The 13,945-nt window shown below is 70.7% G+C and carries 12 protein-coding genes and 1 pseudogene; 10 read left to right on the top strand and 3 right to left on the bottom strand.

All coding sequences use genetic code 11. The features are described from left to right. Positions 1 to 267: 267 nt before the first annotated feature. Positions 268 to 579, bottom strand: a complete 312-nt coding sequence (locus tag ACXKZF_RS12925) for a DUF4229 domain-containing protein (protein WP_488984452.1) — start codon at positions 577 to 579, stop codon at positions 268 to 270. A 74-nt stretch (positions 580 to 653) separates the two neighbouring features. On the opposite strand from ACXKZF_RS12925, the gene ACXKZF_RS12920 reads away from it, so the two are divergent. The 3 genes and pseudogenes from ACXKZF_RS12920 to ACXKZF_RS12910 all read left to right on the top strand — a co-directional run bounded on the left by ACXKZF_RS12920 (position 654) and on the right by ACXKZF_RS12910 (position 3,772). Further along, positions 654 to 1,076: a PLD nuclease N-terminal domain-containing protein gene (locus ACXKZF_RS12920; protein WP_488984451.1), complete on the top strand. Its 423-nt coding sequence runs from the start codon at positions 654 to 656 to the stop codon at positions 1,074 to 1,076. 6 nt (positions 1,077 to 1,082) lie between these two features. Further along, positions 1,083 to 2,861 carry a 2-succinyl-5-enolpyruvyl-6-hydroxy-3-cyclohexene-1-carboxylic-acid synthase gene (gene menD / locus ACXKZF_RS12915; RefSeq protein WP_488984450.1) on the top strand — a complete coding sequence of 593 codons (1,779 nt, stop codon included), beginning with the start codon at positions 1,083 to 1,085 and terminating at the stop codon, positions 2,859 to 2,861. Between the two features lie 54 nt (positions 2,862 to 2,915). Further along, positions 2,916 to 3,772: pseudogene (locus ACXKZF_RS12910) on the top strand (PPK2 family polyphosphate kinase). Positions 3,773 to 3,797: 25 nt separating this feature from the next. Here the strand turns inward: ACXKZF_RS12910 and ACXKZF_RS12905 are convergent. Then, complete coding sequence (locus ACXKZF_RS12905) at positions 3,798 to 5,012, bottom strand: isochorismate synthase (RefSeq protein ID WP_243223894.1); 1,215 nt, start codon at positions 5,010 to 5,012, stop codon at positions 3,798 to 3,800. Between the two features lie 235 nt (positions 5,013 to 5,247). Between ACXKZF_RS12905 and ACXKZF_RS12900 the strand changes: the two genes are divergently transcribed. The 4 genes from ACXKZF_RS12900 (at position 5,248) to ACXKZF_RS12885 (ending at position 9,113) form a co-directional block, all read left to right on the top strand. Next, positions 5,248 to 5,811: a DUF402 domain-containing protein gene (locus ACXKZF_RS12900; RefSeq protein WP_055955780.1), complete on the top strand. Its 564-nt coding sequence runs from the start codon at positions 5,248 to 5,250 to the stop codon at positions 5,809 to 5,811. Between the two features lie 66 nt (positions 5,812 to 5,877). After that, positions 5,878 to 6,540: a class I SAM-dependent methyltransferase gene (locus ACXKZF_RS12895; protein ID WP_488986002.1), complete on the top strand. Its 663-nt coding sequence runs from the start codon at positions 5,878 to 5,880 to the stop codon at positions 6,538 to 6,540. Between the two features lie 97 nt (positions 6,541 to 6,637). Continuing rightward, positions 6,638 to 7,699: a polyprenyl synthetase family protein gene (locus ACXKZF_RS12890; protein WP_055955787.1), complete on the top strand. Its 1,062-nt coding sequence runs from the start codon at positions 6,638 to 6,640 to the stop codon at positions 7,697 to 7,699. Positions 7,700 to 7,739: 40 nt separating this feature from the next. Continuing rightward, on the top strand, positions 7,740 to 9,113 hold the full coding sequence (locus ACXKZF_RS12885) for an FAD-dependent oxidoreductase (RefSeq protein ID WP_488984449.1): 1,374 nt from the start codon (positions 7,740 to 7,742) through the stop codon (positions 9,111 to 9,113). Between the two features lie 422 nt (positions 9,114 to 9,535). Here ACXKZF_RS12885 and ACXKZF_RS12880 read toward each other — a convergent pair whose 3' ends face one another. Beyond that, positions 9,536 to 10,879 (bottom strand): dicarboxylate/amino acid:cation symporter, encoded by a 1,344-nt coding sequence (locus ACXKZF_RS12880; protein WP_488984448.1) that lies wholly within the window; start codon positions 10,877 to 10,879, stop codon positions 9,536 to 9,538. Between the two features lie 150 nt (positions 10,880 to 11,029). Between ACXKZF_RS12880 and ACXKZF_RS12875 the strand changes: the two genes are divergently transcribed. From ACXKZF_RS12875 to arr, 3 genes are all read left to right on the top strand, one after another. Next, the gene (locus tag ACXKZF_RS12875) at positions 11,030 to 11,734 is read left to right on the top strand and encodes a FadR/GntR family transcriptional regulator (protein ID WP_488984447.1); all 705 of its coding nucleotides are present in this window, start codon (positions 11,030 to 11,032) and stop codon (positions 11,732 to 11,734) included. A gap of 88 nt (positions 11,735 to 11,822) precedes the next feature. Further along, on the top strand, positions 11,823 to 13,529 hold the full coding sequence (locus ACXKZF_RS12870) for an AMP-binding protein (RefSeq protein WP_488984446.1): 1,707 nt from the start codon (positions 11,823 to 11,825) through the stop codon (positions 13,527 to 13,529). Next, positions 13,526 to 13,945, top strand: coding sequence for an NAD(+)--rifampin ADP-ribosyltransferase (gene arr, locus ACXKZF_RS12865; protein WP_488984445.1), 420 nt, complete (start codon positions 13,526 to 13,528; stop codon positions 13,943 to 13,945). Before ACXKZF_RS12870 ends, arr begins: the two co-directional genes overlap by 4 nt.

The following is a 13,945-nucleotide window of genomic DNA, read 5'->3' as shown; positions in this document are numbered from 1 at the left end:
GACGGGTGCCGTTGCAGGGTGAGGTACGCGATAGGTGAGCCTCGCGTCGGCCAGACCCTCGCTGCGTCGGGTGGCAGTCGGTCTTGGGGGCGCAATCATCAGGGCAGAGCCATGTTGTGCAGTGGAGACCCACGATCCGCGGTTCACCCGCTGTGTCGCCCCGCGCTCGCGGACACACCCTTCGACTGCGACGTGGCTCCCGCCCCGCGGCGAGCGTCACCGCGGCAAGTGGCGCGCCCTGCGGTTCGAGCCCCGCCCCCGGTCTGATCAGCGGCCGGCGTCGTCGCCCTCGGCGTGCGGGGCATCCAGAGCGGAATCCTCCGCGTCGGCGTCGGTCTCGGCGCCCGTGCGGCGACCGGTGGCGGCGCGCTGTGCGCGACGCTCGGCCAGACCGCCCGTGACGTTGTCGAGCGGACGACGCAGGAACAGCAGCGACAGGCTGAAGCCGATGAGGGCCGCGAAGATCGCCGCGAGCCAGGGCAGTTCCTGGAAGACGGGGAACAGCAGCAGGACGCCGAGCGGCACCAGGAACGCGAGAAGTCGCAGCACCGTGTAGACGAGGGCCGAACGAGCACGCATCTTGTCAGTCTACGGCGGAGTGCGGGCCCCGTGGTTCCGGGCCGTCGCCCAGCAGACGCACGTAGACTCAGCGCATGGCACGGTTGCTTCTCATCCTGGCGCTCGTGGCGACCGTCTTCTGGGTCTACACGATCGTGGACTGCGCCGTGCAGGCTCCCTCTCGTCACCGCGGGGTGAGCAAGGGCGCATGGATGGCGATCGTCATCCTGCTGCCGGTGCTCGGCGGCATCCTCTGGTTCGTGATCGGCCGTGGCCGCGCAGCGAGCAAGACGGCGGCCGCACGGCGCGCCCCCGACGACGACCCCGAATTCCTCGGGCGTATGACGGCGACGGCTCGTGCCGACCAGGACGAGCGGATCCGCCGCCTCGAGGAGGAGCTCGCACAGCTCGACTCCGAGGCCGACGACCCGCAGCCGCCGGAGAAGCCGACCGATCCCGACAACCCCCCGGGAAAGGGCGACGACGACACCCGCGGTCAGCGCGGCGCCGTCGGCTGAGCCGTCGTGGCTTCGCTGAACGATCGCTCGGGCGTGCCCGCGACCGACGCTGCCGCAGCGCTCCTCGCCGGATTCGTCTCCCGGGGCGTTCGCCACGTCGTGGTCAGTCCCGGCTCGCGGTCGCAGGCACTGGCCCTGGTTGCCGCTGAACTGGAGAGCGCGGGTCTCATCCACCTCCACGTGCGCGTAGACGAGCGCGTCGCCGGGTTCACCGCCCTCGGCATCGGGCGGGAGACGGGCACACCGGCGGTCGTGGTGTGCACCTCGGGGACCGCCGTCGCGAACCTCCTGCCCGCCGCTCTGGAGGCTCACCACGCGGGTGTACCCCTGCTGCTGCTCACGGCCGATCGTCCCCCCGAGCTTCGCGGCGTCGGCGCCAATCAGACGACCCGCCAGCCCGGGCTGTTCCGCTCGGCGGTGCGGTTCGAGGCCGACCTGGCCGTTCCCGAGGCGATCGACGTCGATGGCGCCGGCGAGCAGACCGCCGCCCTCGATGCGGTGGCGGGCGAGGCGCTCGCCGCGTCGCTCGGCGAAGGCATGCGCGCGGCCGGGCCCGTGCACGTCAACGTGCCCTTCCGCGAGCCTCTCGCGGGTGCCGTGCCGACCTGGCTCGCCGAGCGGGCGGCATCCCGTGCCGTCGAGACGGTCCCCGACACCGGCGAAGACGCGTCCGGAGCGCTCTACCAGGGAGGAGGGGGGATCGGCATTGCCGACGTCGCCCCCGATCCCGAGGCCGCGCATCGCATCGAGACCGGCCCGCGCACGATCGTCGTCGCGGGCGCGGATGCGGGGCCCGCGGCGGAGCAGTTCGCCCACGCGGGCGGGTTTCCCCTCGTCGCCGAGATCGTCAGCGGTGCGCGCTTCGGTCGTCAGATCGTGCACGGCTACCGCGCGCTGCTGCGCGAACCGGCGCTGGGCGGCCGGATCGAGCGCGTCGTGCTGTTCGGGCGTCCGACGCTCAGTCGCGAGGTCGCCCTGCTGCTCGGGCGCGACGATGTCGAGGTTCTCGCCGTGCGCGGACCCGGCGAGCCCGTCAACCTCAACGGCACGACCGTCGCGGTCGACGCCGTCCGGGTGACGGGAGAGGCGGATCGCACGTGGCTGGGGGAGTGGATGCGCGCGTCGCGCGACGCGGCTGTCGATCTGTCGCCACGCGCCCCCGATGCCGAGGGCCTGGCATCCGCCGTTCCGCACGAACGGCTCGGGGCGATCAGCGCCGAGGTGGAGGTGATGCGTGCGCCGCTGGACCGCGCCGCCCTCGTCGATGCGCTCTGGCGTGCCACCTGGCCCCACGACCGTCTCGTCTTCGGCTCGTCGCGGCTCGTGCGCGTCGCCGACGAACTGCTCGGCGGCAAGAAGGTGGCCGTGCACGCCAACCGCGGCCTGGCGGGCATCGACGGCACGATCGCGACGGCGACCGGGGTGGCGCTGTCGAGCCAGGTCGATGAGCGCCCGGGCGTCACGCGTCTGCTGCTGGGCGACCTGGCGTTCCTCCACGACATGGGCGCGCTGCTGCTTCCCCCCGGCGAGGCCGAGCCGCGGCTGCAGGTCGTCGTCGGCAACGACGGCGGCGGCACGATCTTCGACGGTCTCGAGGTGGCGGGGATCGCCGGTGCCGACGCGATGGCGCGGGTGCAGTACACCCCGCACACCGCGCGGCTGGAGCAGCTCGCGCTCGCGTTCGGCTGGGAGTACCACCGCTGCACCACCCGGGTCGCACTCGACCAGGTACTCACGGCTCCGACGGGTGGGCGTCAGCTCATCGAGGTCCCCCTGCCGCGCTGATCCCGCCCGTCAACGGGGTGGTGCGCTCCCCGGACGCCGCGGCACGATGTCGGGATGAGCGCGAGCAGCAGATGGTCCACCCCCGCCGCCGAGGCACTCCGGGTCGAGCCGGGTTTCCGATTGGCCGACATCGACCCGCGGTCGACTCCCGGGTACGACGGCGACAAGGCTGCCGGCAAAGCCGACCTCGATGCGGGCCGCGAGCCGCTGGAGGATCTGCAGGGGCGTCTCTTCGCCCAGAGCGTCGCGGGCACGGCGACGGGTTCGGTGTTGTTGGTGCTGCAGGCGATGGACACCGCCGGCAAGGGCGGGATCGTTCGACACGTCGTGGGTGCCGTGGATCCCCAGGGCGTCGAGCTCGCCTCGTTCAAGAAGCCCACCGCCGAAGAGCTGTCGCACGACTTCCTCTGGCGCATCGAGAAGCGCCTGCCGGATGCCGGACGCCTCGGCGTCTTCGACCGCTCCCACTACGAAGACGTGCTCATCGGACGGGTGCGCTCCCTCGCCCCGGCCGACGAGATCGAACGCCGGACGGCGCCATCGTCACCTTCGAGGCGCAGGCGGCCGAGATGGGCATCCGCGTGGTCAAGGTGATGCTGCACATCTCGAAGGACGAGCAGCGCGAGCGTCTCGCCGAACGTCTCGAGCGCCCCGAGAAGCACTGGAAGTACAACCCCGGCGACGTCGACGAGCGCGAGCTCTGGGACGACTACATGGAGGCCTATCAGGTCGCCATCGAGCGCACGTCGACACCGGTCGCGCCCTGGCACGTCGTGCCCGCCGACCGTAAGTGGTACGCGCGTCTCGCGGTGCAGCAGCTGCTCACCGGCGCGCTCACCCACATCGATCCGCGGTGGCCGGCGGCCGACTACGACGTCGAGGAGGAGAAGCGCCGGCTCGCGGCATCCTGATCTCTGGCGTCGATCCGCGGCGTGGTCAGGCGAGCGCCTCCACGATGGGGCGGAACTTGACCCGCGTCTCGAGCAGTTCCGATTCGGGGACGCTCTCGGACACGATTCCCGCCCCCGCGTAGGCGGTGATCGGCGCCGTCGGCGACGACGGGGCCGCGCGGTCGATCTGCGCGCACCGCAGGGCGATGGCCCACTCGCCGTCTCCCGAGGCGCTCGTCCAGCCCACGGCGCCGGCGTACCGCCCGCGGTCGAACGGCTCGAGTCGGCGGATGACCTCGATCGCCGCAGCCGTCGGAGTGCCGGCGACGGCGGCCGTCGGGTGGAGCACCGACAGTAGATCGAGTGACGACGCGTCGGCGCTCAGAACCCCCTCGACGTCGGTGGCGAGGTGCCAGACGTTGGGGAGCTTGAGGGTGAAGGGTTGGTCTTCGGCGGCCAGCGACGACGTGTGCGGGCCGAGGGCCTTCAACACGCTCTGCACGGCGAAGCGGTGCTCGTCTTGGTCTTTCGTGCTCCGACTGAGACCGATGGATGCCGCGACGTCGGCGTCGGCGTCTCCGCCGCGAGCCACGGTACCGGCGAGCACTCGCGCGGTGACCGTGCCGCCCGAGACGGTCACCAGCGTCTCGGGGCTCGCGCCGATGAGGCCGTCGACGGCGAACACCCAGCAGTCGGGGTAGCCCTCGAGAAGCGAGCGCACCAGGCGACGCAGGTCGGAGCCGGCGGGGACGGTGCCGACGATGTCGCGGGCGAGCACCACCTTGGCCACCTCGCGGGCGCCGATGGCCTCGATGGCCTGGCGGACGGCATCCTGGTACTTCTCGGCCGTCTGCAGGCCGGGGCCGAGAGTCGCCGACCAGTGCGGTCCGAAGGGGGAGCGGGGCGGCAGCTCGGGCTCGGGTTCGTCGGGGGTGTCGTCGAACGCGAGGCGGGTGACCCACGCACGTCCGCTGTGGCGGCCCACGATCATGCCCGGGACGCGCAGCACGTTCTCGCGCTCGGACCGCGGGTCGAAGACGAAGGATCCGAAGGCCACGAGACCGGTTCCGGGCAGCTGCACGGGGTCGTCGACCTCGGCGGCCGCGGCGATCGCCCGCCAGCGCTCCGAGATCGTGGCATCACCCGGGCGTTCGCCCGTATAGCGCAGCGTCAGCAGATCGCCGAAGGCCGCGAGCGACTCACCCCGACGACTCCAGAACAGGGGGTCGTAAGAGGTCGTGTAGGCCAGCACGTCATCCATCGGAGGCAGTTCGCGTGTGACCACGCGCAGGCGCGGCACGACGTCATCCGCGGGTTCGAGCACGATTTCAGCGTAGACCCGTCGCGTTCGCCGAGGCCGCGCGCCGATCCACGACACAACGGAGGTCCCTCGACGCAGGCAGGGTCGACCCGGCGGTTCCGGTCGGGTTCTGCCGCGCTGAATCGCGGGGCGGGTCGCGGAGACCGGTGCCGATACCCGATTTAGACTCCGAACCATGGATCCCCGACCCGCCCCCGGCACCCGCCTGCTGTTCGAGTGGCGCAAATGGGACGGCTCGCCGCACTGGGTGCAGGACAGCGTCTACCTCGGTTCCGACGAATGGGGCGAGTGGTTCGGCCAGCAGGTGGGGTGGCGCAGTGCCCGGCCGGGAGCTGCCTTCGTGTGCCGCCAGCCCAACGTCACACTCGTGCCGGCGAGCGGTGACTGGGCTTTCACGCACAACGCGTCTCCCCATCCCGTCGCCGTCTACATCGACCTGGCGTGGGACGTGCGCTGGCACGACGACGGCGTTCCCCGCGGCATCGACATGGACCTCGACGTCGTGCGCCGCACCGACGGGCGCGGTACGTGGATCGACGACCGCGACGAGTGGGACGAGCACCGCGTGCGCTACGGCTACCCTCTCGACATCGTCGACCACCTGGATGCCGTGGCGACCGACCTCGAGCGACGGGTGCGCGCGCACGAGGCACCGTTCTCCGACGCGATCACCGGTCCCTGGCTGGAGCGCCTCGCGGCTCTCGCAAGCCCCGGCGACCGCCCCGTCGCCCCGGCCTAGACTCGACGGGTGAGCAGCGACCCCAACCGCGCCGACCTCGGCAAAGACCCGCAGCGCGTCAGCGGCATGTTCGACCAGGTCGCCGCCGCCTACGACCGCACCAACTCGGTTCTCAGCCTCGGCAACGACCGGCTGTGGCGCGTCGCGACCCTGCGGGCGGTAGCTCCGAAGAAGGGCGAGCGGATCCTCGACCTGGCCGCCGGTACCGGCACCTCCTCGATGGCGTTCGTGCCGAGCGGGGCCCACGTCGTCGCCGCCGACTTCTCGCGCGGCATGATCGCCGAGGGGCGTCGTCGTCACGGTGACGTGCCGAATCTCGAGTTCGTGCAGGCGGATGCCACCGACCTCCCCTTCAGCGACGGCGAGTTCGACGCGGTGACGATGTCGTTCGGCCTGCGCAACGTCAACGACCCGCGCCGGGCTCTGCGGGAGCTGCGCCGCGTGACCCGACCCGGCGGCCGCATCGTGGTGTGCGAGTTCTCGCACCCGCCGTCCCCCGTCTTCAACGGCCTCTACCGGTTCTACAACGGCCGTGTGCTGCCGATCGTCGCGAAGGCCGTGAGCAGCAACGCCGAGGCCTACGACTACCTGAACGAGTCGATCCGCGACTGGCCCGATCAGCCGACGCTGGCCCGCTGGATGCGCGACTCGGGATGGGATGACGTGGAGTACCGCAACCTCTCGTTCGGCATCGTGGCATTGCACCGCGGCATCCGTCCCGCGGAGTGATTCCGGCCCCCGGCCCGACGCCTTCTCCCCAGCGGAGCGCTGTCAACCGTCGAGATACCCGCGGCTGCCCTTCGGCGCGCCAGGCTAGGCTGACAGCGTGACCCCGAGACCGCCCGCGGCCGGCTCCCGCCTGTCCGGCAAGCTGGGCCTGAGTGACCGCATCTTCGCAGGCCTCCGCTCGCGCACCCTTCTCGCCACCGTCGAGGCGGGGCTGGCGCTCGTCGAGACCGAGCTCGAGGGCGAGGTGCGAAGCGCCGACAAGCTCGCCGACGTCACCGCGCGTTACCTGTACGAGGCCGGCGGCAAGCGGGTACGGCCGATGCTGGCCATCCTCACCGCCCAGCTCGGCCAGGGAACCACACGCGAGGTCGTCGAGGTCGCCACGGCGCTGGAGCTCACGCACCTCGGCTCGCTGTACCACGACGACGTCATGGACGGTGCCGACAAGCGCCGCGGTGTGCCGAGCGCGCAGACGGTGTGGGGCAACAACATCGCCATCCTCACCGGCGACCTGCTCTTCGCCCGCGCGAGTCAACTGATGGCCCGCCGAGGCGAGCGCGCGATCCAGCTGCAGGCCGACACCTTCGAGCGTCTCGTGCTGGGCCAGATGCACGAGACCGTGGGTCCGCAGGACGGCGACGAGCCCGTCGACTACTACCTCAAGGTGCTGGCCGACAAGACCGGCTCGCTCATCGCCGCCGCGGCTCAGTCGGGCGTCATCTACTCGGGCGCGCCCGAGGAGTACGAGCAGCCCATGGTCGTCTTCGGCGAGAAGGCCGGTGTCGCCTTCCAGTTGCTCGACGACGTGATCGACCTGTCGCCCGACCCGTCCGAGACGGGGAAGGTGCCCGGCACCGATCTGCGGGCGGGGGTGCCGACCATGCCCTACCTGCTGCTCGGGCACCGATCCGACGCGGCATCCGCAGACCTGCGAGCCCGAATTGACGAGGGGCAGGAACGCATCGCCGACGGCGCCGACCCCGCGATCCTCGACGCGGCTCTGGCGGAGTTGCGCGACCACGAGACGACGCACGAGACCCTTCGTCTCGCGCATCAGTGGTCGCAGGACGCGATCGACGCCCTCGCACCGCTGCCCGACGGCGCCGTGCGCGAGGCGCTGACGCGCTTCGCCCGGGCCGTGGCCGACCGCTCGGCCTGACCACATTTCCACCCCCCCCGATCCCGATCGAGAGGACCCCATGACGAAGCTGCGCCTCGCCATCGTCGGAGCCGGCCCCGCCGGTATCTACGCCGCTGACATCCTGCTGAAAGCCGAGCGTCAGTTCGACGTCTCGATCGACCTGTTCGAGCAGCTTCCGGCGCCCTACGGCCTGGTTCGTTACGGTGTCGCCCCCGACCACCCGCGCATCAAGGGCGTCGTCACGGCGCTTCGCGAAGTGCTCGACCGTGGCGACATCCGCCTGTTCGGCAACGTGCGGTTCGGCGAGGACATCACCCTCGACGACCTCAAGCAGCACTACAACGCCGTCATCTTCTCGACCGGCGCGATCCGCGACGCCGACCTCGACATCCCCGGCATCGACGCGCACGGTTCGTACGGCGCGGCCGACTTCGTCAGCTGGTTCGACGGTCACCCCGACGTGCCGCGCGAGTGGCCACTGGAAGCCGAGTCGGTCGCGATCATCGGCAACGGAAACGTCGCCCTCGACATCACGCGCATGCTCGCCAAGCACGCCGACGACCTGCTGCCCACCGAAGTGCCCGACAACGTCTATCAGGGCCTCAAGGCCTCGCCCGTCACCGACGTGCACGTGTTCGGTCGCCGCGGCCCGGCGCACGTGAAGTTCACCCCGCTCGAGCTCCGCGAGCTCGGCGAGCTGCGCGACGTCGACATGGTCGTCTACGACGAGGACTTCGACTACGACGAGGCCTCGAAGGCCGCCGTCGAGACGAACAAGCAGGTCAAGGTCATCGACCGTGTGCTGCAGCAGTGGCGCACGCGCCCGGGCGCGAACGGTGCCGGGGGAGACGCATCGCGCCGCCTGCACCTGCACTTCTGGGCGAAGCCGCTCGAGGTCGTGAAAGACGCCGAGGGGCGGGTCGCCGCCTTGCGTTACGAGCGCACGCGACCGGACGCCGAGGGCGGCGTCGTCGGCACGGGCGAGATCCGCGAGGTGCCCATCCAGGCGATCTACCGCGCGGTCGGCTACTTCGGTTCGCCGCTGAAGGACGTTCCCTTCGACGAGCGCCACGGCGTCATCCCGAACCACGAGGGCCAGGTGCTCTCGGCCGAGTCGAACTCGCGCGTGCCCGGCATCTACGCCACCGGGTGGATCAAGCGCGGGCCCGTCGGCCTCATCGGGCACACCAAGTCGGATGCCATGGAGACCGTGCGTCACGTCATCAACGACCAGAGCGAGTGGTGGCGACCCGCCCACCCCGACGAGGCGGCCATCCCGGCTCTTCTCGCGGAGCGCGGCGTGCGCTGGACCGACCTCGACGGCTGGCACCGCCTCGACGAGCACGAGGTGGCCCTCGGTGCCCCGCACGAGCGCGCGCGCATCAAGGTCGTGCCCCGCGACGAGATGATCGCGATCTCGCGCGGCGAGTGATCGACTGATCCCGAACCGCCCCGTCCGACCGACGGGGCGGTTCTGCGTCTACAGGCGTGGAACGCGCGGGGTATTGCGCGGGGCCGCGAGCCGGGCGCAACTCCGGAGTTCTCGCTCCTCATCCCGCCGATACGCGGGCCGTTGTGGCCGGCGCGGCGGAATGTTCCGGAGTTGCGCACGCAAGTGCGGCGTCGACCGTGTTCGTACGCGAGTCGCGGGCGCGGACCGGTCTCGACGGTCGCCGGCTGCCGGGCCGAACTCCGGAAAAGCCGTAGGTCCTCGCGGGATCCGGGCAGAACCGCCCCGATGCGCGCGCATTCTCCGGAGTTCTGCACGCGTGGTGAGGCGGGAGTCGCTTCGGCGGGCCCCAACGCGGCGACGGAGAGTCGACATGACGTCGGCCCTCCGTCGCGCGAGCACCGTCAGTCGGCGCGGTCGGCCACCGCGAACTTCTCCGAGAGCTCCCCGTCATTCACCGCGGCGGCCGTGACGCTCTTGCGCCCCGCGTACACGTCGCGGTCGATTTCGTCGGTGCCGTTCGCGACCAGCATGGCGACCATCGTGTCGCCGTTGACGTTGAGGAAGGTGCGGAAGATGCCGGTGAACCAGTCGACCGCGATGAGGAGTCCGACCGCCTCGAGCGGCAGGCCGAGCGAAGTGGCGAGGAAGGTCGCGGCGACGGCGAAGCCACCCGGGACGGTGATGGTGCCCATGTTCAGCATGATCGCCAGCGCCATGCCGAGGATGATCTGCCCGGGCGTCAGCTCCACGCGCCCGGCCTGGGCGAGGAAGAGGATCACGATCGTGTAGTTCAGCACCGCGCCGTAGGAGCCCATGGTCAGGCCCACCGACAGGGTGAAGTTCGCCACACGCTGGCTGATCCCGACCTTCTCGACGGCGTTCTTCAGCACGGTGGGGAAGGTCACGGCCGAGCTCGTCGTCGTGACGGCGATGACCGTCTGCTCGGCGAGCTTGCCGGGGAGGGCCGCCGGGTTCAGCCGGGTGCGCAGCGCGACGACGACGACGAACAGCGCCGTCACGATGAGCACACCGGCGAGGGTCGACCCCAGGTAGGTCAGGGCTGTGGTGACCACCGCGAAGCCGACGTCGCCGGCGAGGGCGGCCAGAAGGCAGAACACGCCGATCGGCGCGATGCGCATGACCAGGCGGATCATGCCGAGGATGATCTGCTGCAGCTGGTCGAGCAGGGTGACGACGAGCCTGTTGCCGGTCGTGCGGACGTAGCCGTTGAGCGCGAGCCCGAACAGCAGCGAGAAGACGATGATGGGCAGCATGCTCGCGGTCGACATCGCGTTGAAGATGTTCGTCGAGACGAACCCGAGCACCGTCTCCTGCCAGCCCGCGGGCTCGGCGGCTTCCTGCAGGGCGGGATCGACCGTGCCGGAGTAGTCGATGCCGGTCCCGGGCTGGACGAGCGTCGCGAGGGCCCAGCCGACGATCGCGGCGACGACCGAGAAGCCGATCATCCACGCGAAGGTGCGTCCGGCGAGACGTCCCATCCCCGACCCGGTCATGGAGCCGGTGGCCACGATCACCGAGGCCATCACGAGGGGCACGATCGCCATCTGGATCAGGCGGATGAACAGGTCGCCGACGAACTTGAGGTTCGCGGCCCACTCTCCGGCGGCGAGGCCGAAGACGATGCCCAGCACCGCCGCGAGGGCGATGAGGCTCGCCGGGTGGCGGAGGATCCTCCAGGTCGTCGCGAGACCGCGGCCACCGTTCGTGCTGTCTTCGTTGGTCATGGTCGCTCCTCCACAGATGGCCCCTGGTCGGTCCAATTGTGGGATGTCGGCGTTTCGCGCACCCGTTTCCCGTGTTTCTGGACCGTTACGGTCTGACCAATCCGGATGCCGTGCGAGAACGCGCCTGGAAGGATGGGTGCGGGAGGGTCGATGAGCGATCACGCGACGCTGGCGCCGCTGGAGCGGCAGGGCGGATCGGTGCACGAGGAGATCGTGGCGCGGCTGCGCGCCCTGATCCTGGCGGGAGTGCTGAAACCCGGGGACAGGCTGGCGACCGAACGCGAGCTCGCCGAGCAACTGATCGTCTCCCGGTCCGCCGTGCGCGAGGCGCTGTTGCGACTGGAGTCGGCCGGCCTCGTCGAACGGCGCCAGGGCAGCGGCACACGGGTGAGCGCTCGGGTACCGATCTCCACCGCGCTGGCCTCGTGGCGGGACGATGATCCGACGTCGATCGCCGCGGCATCCGAGTTCCGAACCGTTGTCGAGCCGCAGATCGCCCGTCTCGCCGCGACCCGCATCGACGCCGCGGAGCTCGACGCCCTCGCGGCGGTCGTGGCCGAGTCGAGCACCGTCCTCGACGGCGAGCGTTCGGTGCAGCTCGACATCGCGTTCCACGCCGGCGTCGCATCGGCCACGCGCAACCCGCTGCTCGCCTCGCTGAGCGAGCTCACGGTGTCGTGGACGCTCGAGGCGCGGCTCTTCTCGCACGTCGCCGCCAGCGGTCGCCGCCTCTCGCACGAGGGGCACGCCCGTATCCTTCGTGCCCTGCGGGCGGCGAACCCGGATGCCGCGGAGGCGGCCATGCGCGTGCACCTCGACGAGATCGCCGACCTCGCGCAGCACCTCCGCGACTGAGCCTGGGGCGGCAGGGCTCCGTTCGGGGTTGAGGTTCGGGTCCGTAGCCGGAGCGGAGGGCTAGCGTGGACGAGAGCGAAGGAGCCCCATGATCCCCACCGACGCGTCCGCCACCGAGCGCTACCGGGCCGCGCGCGACGAACTGCTCGCCGCGCGCACCGATCCCGACCGGGCCGCGGGATTCACCTGGCCGCAGTTCGAGGGGCCATTCAATTGGGCGATCGACTGGTTCGATCCGATGGCGCGCGGCAACGACGCGACCGCATTGATCGTCGTCGACGACGACGGCACCCATCACCAGCGCACCTTCGACGAGCTCGCACGTCGCTCCGACCAGGTCGCCACGTGGTTGGCATCCCAGGGTGTGCGCCGCGGCGAGACCGTGCTGCTCATGCTCGCCAACCAGGTGGAGCTGTGGGAGGCGATGCTCGCGATCATGAAGATCGGCGGCGTGATCGCTCCGACCACCACCGCACTCGGCACCACCGACCTCGGCGACCGCATCGAGCGCGCGGCGATCCGGCACGTCATCGTCGGAGCGACGGATGCCGACAAGTTCGACGACCTGCCCGAGGGGCTGGGCCGCATCGTCGTCGGGGGAACGCACCCGGGTTGGGCGACCTACGACGACGCCTTCGAGATGGATGCCGAGCCCGCCCGGCATCCGGGAACCTCCGCCGACGATCGCCTCCTCCTGTACTTCACCTCGGGCACCACGTCGAAGCCGAAGCTCGTCGAGCACACGCACGCGTCGTACCCGGTGGGCCACCTCAGCACGATGTACTGGCTGGGGCTTCAGCCCGGCGACGTGCACCTCGCCATCAGCTCACCCGGGTGGGCGAAGCACGCGTGGAGTCTGTTCTTTGCGCCGTGGATCGCGGGGGCGACCGTGCTCGCGCTGAACTACTCGCGGTTCTCCGCGGAACGGCTGCTGGCTGAACTCGAGGCCGACCGCGTGACGACCTTCTGCGCGCCGCCGACGGTCTGGCGGATGCTGATCCAGGCCGATCTGACCGGTCGACGCGGAGCGCTGCGCGAAGTCGTGTCGGCGGGGGAGCCGCTGAACCCCGAGGTGATCGCGACGGTGCAGCGGGCGTGGGGCCTCGACATCCGCGACGGGTACGGGCAGACCGAGATGACCGCGGTCGTCGCGAACACTCCCGGGGCCTCGCTCGTTCCGGGCTCGATGGGTCGGCCCCTGCCGGGATGCCCGGTGGTGCTCGTCGACCCCGTCACCGGGGAGTTCGCCGACGAGGGTGAGATCTGCCTCGACCTCACCGATCGTCCGCTCAATCTCATGACCGGTTACGTGGGCGACGCCGCCCGCAACGCCGAGGCGTTCGCCGACGGCCTGTTCCACACCGGCGACGTCGCCCGCCGCGACGTGACCGGGAGCATCACCTACATCGGCCGCACCGACGACGTCTTCAAAGCTTCGGACTACAAGATCAGCCCCTTCGAGCTCGAGAGCGTGCTCATCGAGCACCCCGCGGTGGTCGAGGCGGCCGTCGTTCCCGCGCCCGACGACCTGCGTCTGGCCGTGCCCAAGGCCTACATCGTCCTGGCCGGTGGACGGGAGGCCGGCGAGGAGATCGCGCTCGACATCCTGCGGTTCGCGCGCGAGCGCCTCGCGCCGTACCAGCGGGTTCGCCGCGTGGAGTTCTTCGAGCTTCCCAAGACGATCTCGGGCAAGATCCGCCGCGTCGAACTGCGCCAGCGCGAAGAGGCCGTCGCGCGCGGCGAGGTCACGTGCGTGGAGTGGACGGATGCCGCGCTGCGCGGAGCCGAGGCATGATCCCGTACGGAGACGAGATCCTCGATCCGGGACCGTTCTTCCACGGGTCGAGGGCAGCGCTGCGCGTCGGCGACCTCTTGACGCCCGGCTTTCGCTCGAACTATCGGCCCGAGATCGTGATGAATCACATCTACTTCACCGCCCTCCTCGACGGAGCGGGCCTCGCAGCCGAGATCATCACGGGTGACGGGCCGCCGCGCGTCTACGAGGTCGAGCCGACGGGGCCGTTCGAGAACGACTCCAACGTCACCGACAAGAAGTTCCCGGGCAACCCGACGCGGTCCTTCCGTTCTGTCATGCCGCTCCGGATCGTCGCGGAGCGCGACGACTGGACCAGGCTCACCCCCGAGGCGCTCGCCGCATGGCGGGAGAGGCTGACGGAGATGCGGGACGAGAACGCCGAGATCATCAACTGA

The sequence above is a fragment of the Microbacterium sp. ABR10 genome (assembly GCF_057812175.1).
Note: the sequence above shows the minus strand (reverse complement) of the source record. Positions and strands in the feature narration are given on the sequence as shown.

Bases quoted from the DNA above. Each gene is read 5' to 3' on its own strand.
- ACXKZF_RS12925 (WP_488984452.1), bottom strand. From the start codon at position 579: ATGCGTGCTCGTTCGGCCCTCGTCTACACGGTGCTGCGACTTCTCGCG.
- ACXKZF_RS12920 (WP_488984451.1), top strand. From the start codon at position 654: ATGGCACGGTTGCTTCTCATCCTGGCGCTCGTGGCGACCGTCTTCTGG.
- ACXKZF_RS12905 (WP_243223894.1), bottom strand. From the start codon at position 5,012: ATGGATGACGTGCTGGCCTACACGACCTCTTACGACCCCCTGTTCTGG.
- ACXKZF_RS12900 (WP_055955780.1), top strand. From the start codon at position 5,248: ATGGATCCCCGACCCGCCCCCGGCACCCGCCTGCTGTTCGAGTGGCGC.
- ACXKZF_RS12895 (WP_488986002.1), top strand. From the start codon at position 5,878: ATGTTCGACCAGGTCGCCGCCGCCTACGACCGCACCAACTCGGTTCTC.
- ACXKZF_RS12885 (WP_488984449.1), top strand. From the start codon at position 7,740: ATGACGAAGCTGCGCCTCGCCATCGTCGGAGCCGGCCCCGCCGGTATC.
- ACXKZF_RS12880 (WP_488984448.1), bottom strand. From the start codon at position 10,879: ATGACCAACGAAGACAGCACGAACGGTGGCCGCGGTCTCGCGACGACC.
- ACXKZF_RS12875 (WP_488984447.1), top strand. From the start codon at position 11,030: ATGAGCGATCACGCGACGCTGGCGCCGCTGGAGCGGCAGGGCGGATCG.
- ACXKZF_RS12870 (WP_488984446.1), top strand. From the start codon at position 11,823: ATGATCCCCACCGACGCGTCCGCCACCGAGCGCTACCGGGCCGCGCGC.
- arr (WP_488984445.1), top strand. From the start codon at position 13,526: ATGATCCCGTACGGAGACGAGATCCTCGATCCGGGACCGTTCTTCCAC.